The sequence below is a fragment of the Paracoccus lutimaris genome, from assembly GCF_003337565.1.
Classification (GTDB): Bacteria; Pseudomonadota; Alphaproteobacteria; order Rhodobacterales; family Rhodobacteraceae; genus Paracoccus; species Paracoccus lutimaris.
Genome location: NZ_QPJL01000027.1, coordinates 33,439 through 46,861 on the forward strand (window position 1 = coordinate 33,439; position 13,423 = coordinate 46,861).

12 protein-coding genes, 1 tRNA gene, 1 pseudogene and 1 other annotated feature are annotated in these 13,423 nt (G+C 65.6%); of the genes and pseudogenes, 9 read left to right on the plus strand and 5 right to left on the minus strand.

From position 1 onward, the window contains the following. Positions 1–39: 39 nt before the first annotated feature. Entirely contained in the window at positions 40–1,443 is a 1,404-nt protein-coding gene (locus tag DFP89_RS17180) for an MmgE/PrpD family protein (RefSeq protein ID WP_114350620.1), read from the plus strand. A gap of 9 nt (positions 1,444–1,452) precedes the next feature. After that, positions 1,453–2,328, plus strand: coding sequence for a polysaccharide deacetylase family protein (locus tag DFP89_RS17185; protein WP_114350606.1), 876 nt, complete (start codon positions 1,453–1,455; stop codon positions 2,326–2,328). A gap of 16 nt (positions 2,329–2,344) precedes the next feature. Here DFP89_RS17185 and DFP89_RS17190 read toward each other — a convergent pair whose 3' ends face one another. Beyond that, entirely contained in the window at positions 2,345–3,313 is a 969-nt protein-coding gene (locus DFP89_RS17190; RefSeq protein WP_114350607.1) for a LysR family transcriptional regulator, read from the minus strand. A 108-nt stretch (positions 3,314–3,421) separates the two neighbouring features. On the opposite strand from DFP89_RS17190, the gene DFP89_RS17195 reads away from it, so the two are divergent. Both DFP89_RS17195 and DFP89_RS17200 read left to right on the plus strand, forming a co-directional pair. After that, positions 3,422–4,570, plus strand: a complete 1,149-nt coding sequence (locus DFP89_RS17195) for an HlyD family secretion protein (protein ID WP_181870377.1) — start codon at positions 3,422–3,424, stop codon at positions 4,568–4,570. 54 nt (positions 4,571–4,624) lie between these two features. After that, positions 4,625–6,208 (plus strand): DHA2 family efflux MFS transporter permease subunit, encoded by a 1,584-nt coding sequence (locus tag DFP89_RS17200; RefSeq protein ID WP_114350608.1) that lies wholly within the window; start codon positions 4,625–4,627, stop codon positions 6,206–6,208. A 42-nt stretch (positions 6,209–6,250) separates the two neighbouring features. Here DFP89_RS17200 and DFP89_RS17205 read toward each other — a convergent pair whose 3' ends face one another. After that, positions 6,251–6,892 (minus strand): hydrolase, encoded by a 642-nt coding sequence (locus DFP89_RS17205; protein ID WP_114350609.1) that lies wholly within the window; start codon positions 6,890–6,892, stop codon positions 6,251–6,253. Between the two features lie 147 nt (positions 6,893–7,039). Then, positions 7,040–7,915, minus strand: coding sequence for a hypothetical protein (locus DFP89_RS17210; protein WP_114350610.1), 876 nt, complete (start codon positions 7,913–7,915; stop codon positions 7,040–7,042). 310 nt (positions 7,916–8,225) lie between these two features. Between DFP89_RS17210 and DFP89_RS17215 the strand changes: the two genes are divergently transcribed. Then, positions 8,226–9,101, plus strand: a complete 876-nt coding sequence (locus DFP89_RS17215) for a helix-turn-helix transcriptional regulator (RefSeq protein ID WP_181870378.1) — start codon at positions 8,226–8,228, stop codon at positions 9,099–9,101. A gap of 113 nt (positions 9,102–9,214) precedes the next feature. Here DFP89_RS17215 and tsf read toward each other — a convergent pair whose 3' ends face one another. Both tsf and rpsB read right to left on the minus strand, forming a co-directional pair. After that, a complete protein-coding gene (gene tsf, locus DFP89_RS17220; RefSeq protein WP_114350612.1) occupies positions 9,215–10,126 on the minus strand; it encodes a translation elongation factor Ts in 912 nt (303 codons plus the stop codon). 84 nt (positions 10,127–10,210) lie between these two features. Next, entirely contained in the window at positions 10,211–10,993 is a 783-nt protein-coding gene (gene rpsB / locus DFP89_RS17225) for a 30S ribosomal protein S2 (protein ID WP_114350613.1), read from the minus strand. A gap of 272 nt (positions 10,994–11,265) precedes the next feature. Between rpsB and DFP89_RS17230 the strand changes: the two genes are divergently transcribed. From DFP89_RS17230 to DFP89_RS20890, 4 genes and pseudogenes are all read left to right on the plus strand, one after another. Beyond that, a complete protein-coding gene (locus DFP89_RS17230; RefSeq protein WP_245948845.1) occupies positions 11,266–11,661 on the plus strand; it encodes a response regulator in 396 nt (131 codons plus the stop codon). Between the two features lie 421 nt (positions 11,662–12,082). Further along, positions 12,083–12,156: transfer RNA gene (locus DFP89_RS17235), tRNA-Thr, on the plus strand. Between the two features lie 394 nt (positions 12,157–12,550). Continuing rightward, positions 12,551–12,829, plus strand: coding sequence for a hypothetical protein (locus DFP89_RS17240; protein ID WP_147273342.1), 279 nt, complete (start codon positions 12,551–12,553; stop codon positions 12,827–12,829). Then, positions 12,826–13,330, plus strand: a pseudogene (locus DFP89_RS20890) (IS3 family transposase); the annotation flags it as partial. The gene DFP89_RS17240 and the pseudogene DFP89_RS20890, both read left to right, overlap by 4 nt. Beyond that, positions 12,966–13,117: a sequence feature (AL1L pseudoknot), on the plus strand. It overlaps the preceding pseudogene by 152 nt. Positions 13,331–13,423 lie beyond the last annotated feature (93 nt).

Sequence of the window (13,423 nt, forward strand, 5' to 3'; positions counted from 1 at the left end):
GCAGTGTCCGGGGTCGCGATCCATCTACAGGATGACATCATGTCCCCCCCGAATATTCCCGGTTCGGCCGGCCTGCCGCATGTCGAGGCGCTGGCGGCGTTTTGCGCAGATCTTTCGCCCCATGCCCCGCCCGAGCGCGTGCGCCGGCGCGGCAAGCTGCATCTGCTGGATACGCTGGGGGCGGCGCTGGCCGGGACCTGCTCGGCCGAGTTCCGCGCCGTGCGCGCCCTTGCCGCGTCCGGGGGGGCGGCACGGCTGCTGGCCACGGGGCAGCGGACCGGCGCGCGCGACGCGGCGCTGATCAACGGTGTCGCCGCGCATGTGTTCGAGCTGGACGATTCCGGCGGCTGCGACCATAGCGGCGCGGTGGTCCTGCCGGCGCTTCTGGCCGCGCTGGCCGGGATCGAAACGCCGGTCTCGGGCGGCGATTTCCTGTCGGCATGGCTTGCGGGCTATGAGGTCGGGCGGCGGGTGCTGGATGCCTCGGGCGGCTATGGCGCGCATAATGGCGCGGGCTGGCACTCGACAGGCACCTGCGGGGCGCTGGCGGCGGCGGCGGCGGTGGCGCGGCTGCGCGGCTATGACGCGGCGATGACCCGGCAGGCGGTGACGCTGGCGACCAGCTTTTCCTCGGGTCTGTGGGCCTTTATCCATGATGGCAGCCAGGCCAAGAAGATCCATGCCGGGCGCGCCGCAGAGGGCGGGCTTCTGGCCGCCGATCTGGTGCTTGCGGGAATTTCCGGCCCGTCACGGGTTTTCGACGAGGTCTGGGGCGGCTTTCTGAAGACCTATACCGGCACCGCGGCGCCCGTCGCCTTGTCGCGCGATCTGGGCGCGGACTGGATGATCGAGCGCGCCTCGCTCAAGCCCTATGCCGCCTGCCGGGGCGCGCATTCGGCCATCGACGCGGTGCAGGACATGCTGGCGGCGACCGGGCGCGACGCCGCGCAGATCGCGGCCATCGACCTGCGGCTGCCGCCATTCCTGATGGACATGTGCGGCGCCGCGAGGCTTGAGACGCTGGCCGGCGCGCAGATGAGCCTTGGCTATGCGCTGGCCGTGCAGCGCGTCTTTGGCCGGGTCGATCTGGCGCAATATGCCCTGGCCGCGCGCAATGATCCGCGCGTCACCGCCTGTCTCGCGCAGATCCGCTTTCACCCCGATCCGGCCATGGAGCAGATGGGCGAGCCGGTAGTGACCATCACCTTTTCCGATGGCGGGTGCGAGACCGGGATGGTCCCGCGCGCCACCGGCTCGTCCGAGCGCCCGATGAGCGAAGCGGCGATCCGCGCCAAGTTCGACAGCCTTGCCGGCATGGCCTTGCCCGCGCCGCAGACGGCCCGTCTGGCCGATTTCGTGCTGGCGCTGGAGGGGCAGGGCGATTGCCGCGACCTGCCGGGGCTGCTGGTCTCGACCGCGCCCGAAGCGCCGCTCTTTGGCTGAGGACGCGCGATGACGCATGATCTGTCGCCCCGCCCGCTGAACCCCGCGCCGCCCGCGCCACGCTTTCCCTGGCCCGAGGGCAAGCGCAGCGCGCTTTTCATCGGCTTTGACGTCGATGCCGAAACCGCCTGGATCGGCAACCGGCCCGAGAATGTCGACCGCATGGTGACCACCTCGCATGGCGGCTACGACGCCCGCGTCGGCATCGCCAAGATATTGGAACTGCTGGACGATCTTGGTTTGAAGGCCACGTTCTTCATTCCCGGCTGGACCGCCGAGGCCCATACCGCCGCCTGCGAGCCCATCGCGGCCGCGGGGCACGAGATCGCCCATCACGGCTATCTGCACAAATGCCCCGACCGCAACAGGCTGGATGAGGCGCGCGAGGAAATCGACCGTGGCCTAGCCGCGCTCAAGGCCCGGCTGGGGGTGCGCCCGGTCGGCTATCGCGCCCCTTCGGGTGAGAACTTCCCCGAGCTTCTGGCGCATCTGGCCGATCGCGGATTGCGCTATTCCAGCTCGTTTCGCGATGATATCCGGCCCTATCGCCACCTGCTTGCGGATGGCCGTCCCGGCCCGGTCGAGATCCCGGTGAACTATGCCTTTGACGACTGGAATTTCGGCATGACCAGCCGTCTTGATTCCCGCCCGATCTTTGGTCGCGACGCGATCCTGCCGCTGTGGCGCGAGGAATTCGCCATGACCCATGACTGGGGCGGGGTCACGACGCTGGTGCTGCATCCGCAGGTCTCGGGCCGGCCGATGCGTTGGGCCATCCTGCGCGATTTCCTGGCCGAGATCGCGGCGCGCGGCGATGTCTGGATCGCCACCGGCCGTCAGATACTGGAGCATTACGAAAGCTGCGAAAGCCGGGCCGCCGACTGAAACGCCGCCGCGCCAGCTATTGCGCGGCCAGCTGGTCCAGCAGCAGCGCCCGCAGCCAGGCGACGGAAGGATGGGCGCCATAGGTGTTGTGCGACAGCATGTCGATCTGCGTCGGCGGTCGGGGATAAGGGCTGTCAAAAAGCGCAAGGTCATAGGTATCGCGGTAGGTCTGCGCGACGCTGCGCGGCACCAGCGCGACCATGTCGGTCGCCGCCACCAGCGGCGGCGCGGCCAGGATCAGCGGCACCGTGGCGCCGACCTGCCGGCTTAGCCCCGCCTCCCGCAAGAGCCCCTCAAGATGCGTCGGATCGCTGGTCACGAAGGCGCGCTCCAGCCCTTCCTGATCCTGCATGGCCGCCGCGTCGGGCATGGCCCGGCCCGACAGCAGGATGTCGACATGCGGATAGCGCCCCAGCGTGTCGAGGGTCAGCGGCGACGAGGCCGCCGGATGCCCCCGGCGCATGATCCAGACCATTTCGACCCCGATCAGCGGTTCGCGCCGGTACCGGGCGGGGATGCGGCCAAAAGCCCCGACGACCAGATGCAATGTGCCCCGGTCCAGTTCCTCGACCAGGTTGAGGTCGTTGAACATGCGCAGCCACAGCCGGATCTGGGGCGCCTCCTGCCGGATGCGGGCCATGACGCGCGGAAACAGCCCGCCGATATAGAAATCCGAGGTCGCCACGACGAAGGTCATTTCGCTGGTCGACGGATCGAAACGCGGCGCCGACAGCGCGGTCGCGATCTCGACCAGCGCCGCGCGCAGCGGACGCGCCAGCTCCATCGCGCGGGGCGTCGGATGCATGCCTTGGGGGCCGCGCACGAACAGCTCGTCCGCGAGCAGCAGCCGAAGCTTGGCCAGCGCATGGCTGACCGCCGACTGGCTCAGCCCCAGCCGGTCGCCGGCCCGGGTCACGCTGCGTTCCTCCAGAAGGGCGTCGAAGACGCGGATCAGGTTCAGATCGATGCCATGAATGTTGTTCATGTTTCAAATGATACCAATTCATTTCAATCATGTGAAGCGCCGGCCTATATCGGGGCCAACAGCGGCCCCCGCGCCGCCCCTTCACCGCCGTTTCAAGGAGCCGATCCAATGAGCAAGCCGGTTGTCCAGTTCAAACCCAAGGCCGAGACCGTCGCGCCGCAGATGCCCGGCAAAAAGCCGCGCCGGCGTACCCTTCTGACCCTTGCCCGGGCTTCGGTGATCGTGGCCGGGATCGGGCTTGCGGTGGTGGTGCCGCTGGGCTGGGGCAGCTGGGTCGCCGGGCTGACCAACCAGACCACCGACAATGCCACGCTGCGCGCCGATACCACCCCGGTCAGCGCCGAGGTTGCGGGCCGCGTCACGCGGCTGCTGGTCGCCGATTATCAAGAGGTCCGGGCCGGAGATCTGCTGATGCAGATCGACCCGACCGAATATCAGGCGCGTGTCGATCAGGCCCGTGCCGGTGTGGCCGCCGCCGGTGCCGCGATCCACAATATCGAAAGCCAGATCGCGCTGCAGCATCGGGTGATCGAGCAGGCCGAGGCCGGTCTGGCCGCGCTGCAGGCCGACCGCGAGCGCATCGAAAGCGAGAACCAGCGCCAGACGACGCTGAAGCAGGGCGGCTGGGCCAGCGGCCAGAAGCTTGAGGCGGCGGTTGCCGACATGAAGCGGATCGAGGCCACCATCATCGAGCAGCAGGCCGAAATCGCCGCCCGGCGCGAACAGCTGAACGTGCTGGCCACCCAGTCCGAACAGGCCGGGGCCGAGCTGAACAGCCGCGAGGCGGCGCTGACGCTGGCGCGGATCGATCTGGACCGCACCCGCATCACCGCGCCCATTGATGGCGTCGTCGGAACCAGCGGCGTGCGCGAGGGGCAATATGTCCGCGCCGGCGCGCAGCTGGTTTCCGTCGTGCCGATGACGCAGCTATACGTGACCGCGAACTTCAAGGAGACGCAGCTGGCGAAGGTTCGGCCCGGTCAGGCCGTCAGCCTGCGCATCGACACCTTTCCCGGCGAAGTGCTGACCGGCCATGTCGAGCGGCTTTCGCCCGCGACCGGATCGGTCTTCAGCCTGCTGCCGGCCGACAATGCCACCGGCAATTTCACCAAGATCGCGCAGCGCATCAGCGTCCGCATCGCACTGGACGATCAGACCGCGCTTGCGGGGCTGCTGCGTCCCGGCATGTCGGTCGAGGCCACCGTGCATACCGATCGCGAGGCGGCCGGTGCCGGCAGGCTGGCGGCGGTCAGATAACCCGAAACCGCCACCTGTCCGCGAGGCAGGCGACGCCGGAAAGGAGCATATCCCATGTCCATGACAAGCGCTGCCGCCGCGACCCCGGCGGCCCCTCGGGTCATGCTGCCCGATCTGCGCGCCCTGATCGGGGTCGGCGCGGTGCTTCTGGGCACGCTGACCTCGTTGCTCAATTCGCGGCTGACCGATATCGGGCTGGCCGATATTCGCGGCGCGCTTGGCGTCGGTATGGACGAGGCCAGCTGGCTGACCACAGCCTATGTCGTGGCCGAGGTCGCGGCAATCCCCTCGGCGGTCTGGCTGCGCTCGATCCTGTCGCCGGCGCGCGGTGTGCTGATCGGGGCGCTGATCTTTACCGTCGCCTCGTTTCTGGCACCCTTCAGTCCGAACCTGCAGGTGCTGATCGCCTTTCAGGCGGTGCGCGGTCTCAGCGCCGGGATCCTGATGCCGATGGCCTATGCGGTGGTCATGCGCCACATGCCGCAGCCGCTGCGGCTTTATGCGCTGTCCTTTTATGCGCTGGTCTCGTCGTTGACCCCGGCGGTCGCGGCCAGCATCGAGGGCTGGGTGATGTTCCACCTGTCATGGGAATACCTGTTCTGGATCAACGTCATCCCGGGCAGCCTGACCCTGCTGGCCGGTGCTTATGGCCTGGCCAATGATCCGATCCGGTTCCTGCGTTTTCGCCGCCATGACGGCTTTGGACTGCTGGCGCTGTCGCTGGGCCTCGCGGCGCTGGTCACCGCGCTGGATCAGGGCAACCGGCTGGACTGGCTGGGTTCGGGGCTGATCCTGGGGCTGCTTGCCTCGGCGGGGTTCCTGCTGGGGATCTATCTGGTCCATGCGCTGCGCCATCCCGATCCGGTGGTCAGTCCGCGCCTGCTCATGCGCGACAATATCGGGCTGAGCCTGCTGCTGATGTTCGTGACGCGCATCGGATTGATGAGCTCGGCCTGGCTGATCCCGCAATACCTGATCCGCATCCAGGGGTTTCGGGCGCTGGAAAGCGGCACCGTGTTCTGGGTGGCGGCGCTGCCGCAACTGGTGCTGACGCCGATGGTGGCATGGCTGGTCTATCGGCTTGACCCGCGTAATCTGGTGGCCTTCGGCCTGCTGCTGTTCGCCGCCGGCACGCTGATGCTGACCGATCTGACGCATCTGTGGACCGGCCAGCAGCTTCTGCCGGCGCTGCTGGTGCAATCGGTTGCCGCGCCCTTCATTGCTGTGCCGCTGATGGTGCTGATCACCGAGGAAATCACCCTGCGCGAAATCCCCTGGATCGCCTCGCTGGTGCATATCACTCGCACGGTCGCCTCGGCGGTCGGGCTGGCGCTGGTCGCCACCCTGACCCGCAAGCAGGAGCAGCTGCATTCCGCGCTGCTGGGGCTGCATGTCGAAAGCGGCTCGGCCGCGGTGCAGGCGCGGATCGAGGCCACCGCCGCCGGGCTGGAGGCGCAGACAACCGATCCGGTCCGCGCCGCCGAGCAGGCCACTGCCATGCTGGCCGGCACCGTCCAGCGCGAGGCATTCGTGCTGGCCTATGCCGACATGTTCCTGGTTCTGGGGGTGATGCTGGCGCTGGCGGCGCTGGCGACATTGTTCATGTATCGCCCGAAACTGCCGGGAAAACTCCTTTAGGTGCCGGGCCCGCGTCCGATCCGGTCGCGGGCCCGCCCGATCCTATTCGTTGCGGTCGTATGAGAACTGGATCCCCGCCGTGCCGCCGGTCTTGATGAACAGGTCCATGAAGGCCGGCACGGTGTCGGCGCGCTTCCAGTCGCGCTGCAATTCGCAGAACAGCTGGGGCACGCTGATCATCCTGCCGCCCGCCTGCTCGATCCGGCGCAGCGCGGCCTCATGCGCGGCGAGCGAGGTGCCGCCGACGGCATCGACGGGAACATAGACCTCATAGCCCTCGCGCAGCGCGTCCAGCGCCGGGAAGGTCAGGCAGGCTTCGGTCCAGAGCGCGGTCATGATCAGCTTCTTGCGGCCCGCATCCTTGATCGCCTGCCGGAATTCGACATCCTCCCAGGAATTGATCGTGGTGCGGTCATAGGTCGGATAGCCTTGCAGCGCCTTGCGCACCTGCGGGATCGGCGGTTTGTTCAGCCCGGTCTTGACGTTCACGGTCGAATGGATGATCGGCAGCCCATATTCGACCGCGGCCCGCGAACAGCCCACGATATGGTTGATCAGCAACTGCCGGTCCATCGAGGCGATCGAGTTCACCTGAACGGGCTGGTAGTCGATGATGACGAAGGCCGCGTTTTGCGGCGTCAGCAGGTCGTCGGAAATCGGATCGCGGATCGGTTCACTGGTCATGACAGCCTCCTGGGCAAGATGGTGGACGGGTCGGGAACGGGACTAGGCCCGACTTTCGATCCTGTCATTCCACCGATATTTGCGTCAATCACCGGTCGCGCCCGTCAGGATGCCGCGCGGGGCGCGCGGGCAGGGGGCGCGGATGCGCTAAGGCGTGATGAACTCGACGCCGGGAAGGGCGGCGATCTCGGCGATGTCCGCGTCATATTGGGCGGTGATGCGATCGACCAGCGCCTGATTCCAGCCGGGCATGTCCACCACCGTCTCGATCTGCTCGGGCAGCGCGTATTTCTGCAAGGCGGCGGCAAAGATCCTGCGGCGGCTTTCGATGGTCAGGCGCTGTTCCTGTGCCATGGCGTCGCGGATCATCTGGATGCCGTCCGGGTGCAGGATATCGCCAAGGATCTGCAATCCGGCCTTCAGCGGCACGTCATTGGGCATGGTGGCGATGCGGCGCACGACCTCGGGCCAGATCAGCGAGGTATCCTCGTGGCACCACACGACGATGCGGCGCCCGGGAACGGCCGCAAGGACGCGCCGGATCATCGGTGCCCAGCGAAGGCTTGCCGGGTCGATCCCGCTCATCAGCTCGTCATAGCTGCCGCTGCCTTCCTGCGACAGGACGAAGGGGATCAGCGTCGCCGGGTTCTTCATCGCCAGGAAAAACTCGATCTCGGCGCTGGGGAACAGGTTGGCCACCGACGCCATCTTGGCGCCGGCGCTGGCATATAGCCCGTCATGCGAAATGGCGCGCCGGGCCCGCCCCAGGAATGTCGGTGTGCTGCAGATGACCCGGCGCGGATTGTCGGAATCCAGCACCGCATCCAGCATGACCTGTTCCATCTCGGGGGTGGCCGGGCTGCCGCGCAGCGAAGCCAGCGCCTGGTTGAATATCTCGCGGTGACGGTTCGGGGTCACCGGCTCGATCCCGTTGCGCAAGAGCCAGTCGCGATTGTGCAGCAGGGTCTTGACCATGCGGTAAAGGTCTGTGCCGTGGACACCGCAATGAAAGACGATCTGCATCAGCAACAACTCCTGGCTGGTTCGCGGCGTACAGTATCGATCAATCGGGGCCAGGAAAACCTCCTGGTTGCAGCGGTTTTAAGGCGATCCGGCGGCAGTTCCGGGAATGCAACGGTGCGGAATCCGTGCAGGCAAGTTTCTTTAAGATATTGTTTATTAACTAATATTAATATTAAAAACATCATCCCGGCAGAGTTGCCGTTAGGGCAATGTTGAACGGTCCGAAAAACGAAGTAAGAATATTTCAATTGTTGTCGAGCTATCGTAACTTTATCAATACCCATCGCGCGACACGGCAGGACGCATGGACATGCTACACGCAATAGCGACGATTCTGGCGACTCGTACGGTCGAGGGCGTTTGGCAGTTCTATGTCTCGCAGATGGCTGAATGGGGCTTTCCGCATGCCGCATATCATGGCGTGCGCCTGCTGAGCGCGGCCAATGAACAGGTCGCCGATGACAGCATCTTCCTGTCCAGCTATTCGCCGCGGCTGCTGCATGATCTGGTGTCGCAGAACCTGTTCAGCAGCGTGCCGATGTATCGCTGGATCACCCAGCACAAGGGCAGCGAAAGCTGGGGCTGGCTGCAGGCCCGGCGCCTGGCGGGCCGCCTGACTGCCAGCGAATTGCGGGCGATCGATCTGTTCACGCGCTACGGGCATGTGTCCGGCTATGCGGTCAGCCTGGCCGACAGCGTGCACCGGGTCCGGGCCGGCGTGATCATGAGCGGCGCGGTCGGGCAGCGTCAGGACAAGCTTGACGAATACTGGCACCTGTACCAGCCGCAGATCGAGGCGCTGACCGGGCTGGTGCATCTGCGTCTTGCCAGCCTGCCCTATACGCCCCCCGATGAGGTCCTGACTGCCCGTCAGCGCGAGGTGCTGGAATGCATCTCGATCGGCCATACCACGCAGGAGATCGCCGAGGTCCTGGACGTGACGCCCTCGACGGTCGAAAAGCACCTGCGTCTTGCGCGCAAGGCGCTGGGGGCGCGGACCACGGCGCAGGCCGTGCTTCTGGCGGCGAGCCGCAGGCAGATGTTCGTCGATCCGGGTGAGGCCTGCACGGTGGCCAGCAATCAGGCGGCGACCGGATCCCCCGCCACCGCACCCCAGCAGCCCTGGGGCTTTGCCAGTATCGTTGAGACCAGCGACTACATGCGCGAGCATATTCCCGAGACCTGAGCCGCGGCGCGGATCGGGCAGCGCGGCGCAATCCGGCATGGAAAAGCCCGCCGGTCCTGGACCGGCGGGCCTTGTCGTCTGATGCCGGACCCGGCTGGCGGGTCCGTGCGCGATCAGGCGCCCTTGAGGGTCTTGGCGACCTCGGCGGCGAAGTCCTCTTCCTTCTTCTCGATGCCTTCGCCAACCATCACGCGGGCATAGCCGGTGATCTCGACGCCGGCCTCTTTCGCGGCCTGCTCGACGGTCAGGTCGGGATTGATCACGAAGGGCTGGCCCAGCAGCGTGTTCTCGGCGACGAATTTCTTCATCCGGCCCGGGATGATGTTGTTCTGGATCACGGCCTCGGGCTTGGGCTTGTCCGACGAGGCGTTCTCTTCCAGCGCCTTGGCGGTCTGCACCTGCAACTCGCGCTCAAGCACGACCGGGTCCAACGTCGCTTCCGACAGCGAAACCGGGTTGGTCGCGGCGATATGCATCGCGAATTGCTTGCCGATCGCCTGCGCCTTTTCGGCCGGGCCGTTCAGCGCGACCAGCACGCCGATCTTGCCCAGGCCATCGGCCGCGGCGTTGTGGACATAGGACACAACGGTGTCGCCTTCCAGAACGTGCATCCGGCGCAGGGTCATGTTCTCGCCGATGCGGGCGATGGCGTCGGTCAGCACTTCCGAGACCGGCTTGCCGTTCAGATGCGTGGCGCGCAGCACCTCGACATCGGTCGCGGCTTCCAGCGCCACTGCGCTGATTTCGCGCACCAGCTGCTGGAAATCGGCGTTCTTGGCGACGAAGTCGGTTTCCGAGTTGATTTCGATGGCGACGCCACGGCCGGTCGTCACCTGCACGCCGACAAGGCCCTCGGCCGCAACGCGGTCGGCCTTTTTGGCGGCTTTCGCCAGGCCCTTGGTGCGCAGCCAGTCAACGGCGGCGTCCATGTCGCCATCGGTTTCGGTCAGCGCCTTCTTGGCGTCCATCATGCCTGCGCCGGTCGTTTCGCGCAGCTCTTTCACCATCGCAGCGGTGATAGCCATCGGATGTCTCCTTGCTTTCAATGCGTCAGGCGGGGCTGATCCCCGCCTGATGAATGTGTCCCGTAAAGCCAGTCAGGCAGCCGATCAGGCGTCGGCTTCCTCGGTGGCTTCTTCGGCCAGATCCTCGGCCGGGGTGGCTTCCAGAGCGCCCAGGTCGACGCCGGCGGCGCCCATCTGTGCGGTCATGCCGTCCAGCGCGGCGCGGCTCATCAGGTCGCAATACAGCGCGATGGCGCGGGCGGCGTCGTCATTGCCCGGGATGATGTAGTCAACGCCCTTGGGCGAGCAGTTGGTATCGACCACGGCGACGACCGGGATGCCCAGCTTGTTCGCCTCGGCGATGGCCAGGTCTTCCTTGTTGACGTCGATCACGAACAGCAGGTCCGGCAGACCGCCCATTTCGCGGATCCCGCCCAGCGAGGCCTGCAGTTTGGCCTGTTCGCGGTCCATCTGCAGACGCTCTTTCTTGGTCAGGCCCTCGGCGCCCGAGGTCAGCGTCTCGTCAAGCGCCTTCAGGCGCTGGATCGACTGCGACACGGTTTTCCAGTTGGTCAGCGTGCCGCCCAGCCAGCGGTGGTTCATGTAATACTGGGCCGATTTCTCGGCGGCCTCGGAGATGGCCTTTTGCGCCTGACGCTTGGTGCCGACGAACAGCACGCGGCCGCCTTTGGCGACGGTGTCGCGCACGACTTGCAGAGCTGCGTCCAGCATCGGGACGGTCTGGGTCAGGTCGAAGATGTGAATGCCGTTGCGTTCACCATAGATGAACTCGGCCATACGGGGGTTCCAGCGCTGCGTCTGGTGACCGTAGTGAACGCCAGCTTCCAAGAGCTGACGCATGGAGAATTCGGGAAGCGCCATGTCCATGTCCTTTCCGGTTTGCGCCTTGGCGGGGTTTTCAGGGCAATGCCCCAACCGGTGGACCGTCGAAGGATGTCTCCCTCCGGGGCCCGACCCCACCTGTGAAGTGCGCGCCAGATAGTCCGTTCCCGTCCGAAATGCAAGCCCCCGCGACAGGTTTGTCTGCCGTCCCGAAGCGGCTGGCGTCAACCGATGATTAACATCCTTGTGCCATGTTGCCTTGAAGGCTTGTTGAGGGAAAGAGTGATGGCTGGGCAGTTTCATGGCCAGAAGCGCGTGTGGCGCTGGAATGGCGGGTGGCGGCAGTGCCGCTGACGGTCTTGTTGCAGCACCGTCTGCCCCGGATGACCGACCCCGCCGAGGCGGCGCTTGCCGCTGCGGGTTTCGAGGTGCATCTGAGCAGTGACGGCGTCGAGGGGCTGAGCCGGCTCATCATGCTGCGGCCCGACGTCATCATCACCGGCATCAGCATGCCGCAGCTTGACGGTTTCGGCTTCATCGAGGCTGTGCGGCGGCTGGACTATCTGCGCGCGGTGCCGATTCTCGTCATGTCCGCAAGCAAAAGCGGCGAGCTGAAGACGCGCGCGCGCAATATCGGTGCCTCCGGGTGGTTGCCCTATCCGATTGATTCGCAACAATTGATCGAGACGGTGATGACGGTGGCGGTGCGTTAGCGGTGTTGCATAGGCGCATATGCCCGCCTTCCGGGGGCGCGTTTGCGCCGCGATGATCGGGACGGGTGGGCAAAGGCGCGACCCTTCGCTCGGCCCCGGTTAGGGTCCCGCGCGCAAGGGCGAATGGCGGTCGGGCCCCGATCTGCGACCAGCAATGGAATGGCTGTCCGTATCGCCTTTGGCACCCGGGTTTCCGGATGTCCGAGGCCGGTCCCCGAACGAGGCCGCAATTCCTGTCGTGCAGGTTCGGGCAGCCTCCGTCAGATCCGGTGCCGATATCCGGCGCGGGCGATCTCCGGCACGGTGCCGGCAGATTCGCGTATTGTCGTTTCGGTGCCGGTCCGACGGATGATCGACGGGCGGAAATCAGGGTGTATCGCCTTGCCCGAAGCGTGCTTGTCGGTTAAATGAAGGGGGCGTCGCCCTCTTAGCTCAGCTGGCCAGAGCAACCGCCTTGTAAGCGGTAGGTCGTCCGTTCGAATCGGACAGGGGGCACGCCGGTTTCCCGCAATGATTGACGTGAATGGTGCCGGATTGCCATGCGCGAGGCAGCTGCTGCCTGCCCTGCGCCGGCAAGTTTGGAAGCATTCTCAGAGGCGGCAGGAACGAGGCGATGACGCATCATTCAAGCGATCCGGCCAACGGGCCTGCCCCGCATCAAGGCCGCCTTCGCAAACGCAGCCGTTCCGGCCAAATCCTCATCGCCAGGTGCCACCGGCACCGGATCATTCTCCTTTGCAGGTGAAAGGAACTCGCCGGAGAATACCGGCAACCGTGATTTGGGGGGCGCGGCCAGATCATCTCAACCATGGGGTCTGGACGACCCCGGCTGCGCTGATGAAAATGGGCCGCGATACACCGTGTGCCGCTGAGTGCTCAGGGCGATGTGGTGTTGGGAAACGCTCGTTTGCTGTCATTGCAACCCGAATTCACCTATGGAAAGCGCACCAAGAGCGGTGTCATCTCGGAAAGCGCGGCGCTGAACCTTGTTAAGCGTTTCGACCCTGGGATGACCGGCCACGGTCTTCGTGCCAGTTTCAAGGGCTCGGCCCGCGCGCAGCGCCTCTACCAAGCTGACGCAATCGAGTTCGCCCCGGCCGATCGTCTGCCCCCGCTGGAGGAGGCCCATTTCCGCGATGACTTGCTGGATGAGCGCCCTAGACCCTGAGCGAGTGGGTCAAGAAGGCCGAGGTCGACAGCGGCAAGCGCGCGGGCATCCCGACCGATATGGCCGAGAGGCTGAAGGCACTGGAGCGGGAGAACCGCGAGTTGCGTCAGACGAATGAGTTTCTTCGTAAGGCGAGCGCGTATTTTGCGATGATCGAAGGGAAAGCGGCACTGCTTCGAGCGTTGCCTGAGATGCTCGACCGCCGGTCGAAGTGATGGTGTCGTTCATCGATGCGCATCGGGGATTACATGGGGTCGCGCCGATCTGTGCGTGCTGCCGATCGCCCCTTCCACGTATTACAGTCATCTGGCGAAGTGGGCCGATCCTGCGCGGTAGTCCGACCGGGTGCGCCGGGACGAGGCTTTGCGGCCAGAGATCCTGCGCTTGTTTGAGGAGAATCGGCGCGTCTACGGCATGTGCAAGGTCTGGCGGCAGCTTGGCCAAGAGGGTTTCGACATCGTCCGTTGCACGGTTGCAAGGCTGATGAAGAGCATGGGGCTGTTGATTGCCACTGAGATTTGACCCGGCATTGTCACCGAGAACTGACCCACCCAGTGGTTATGTTCTGCGTGTTATGATGGCGTCAATGCTAGT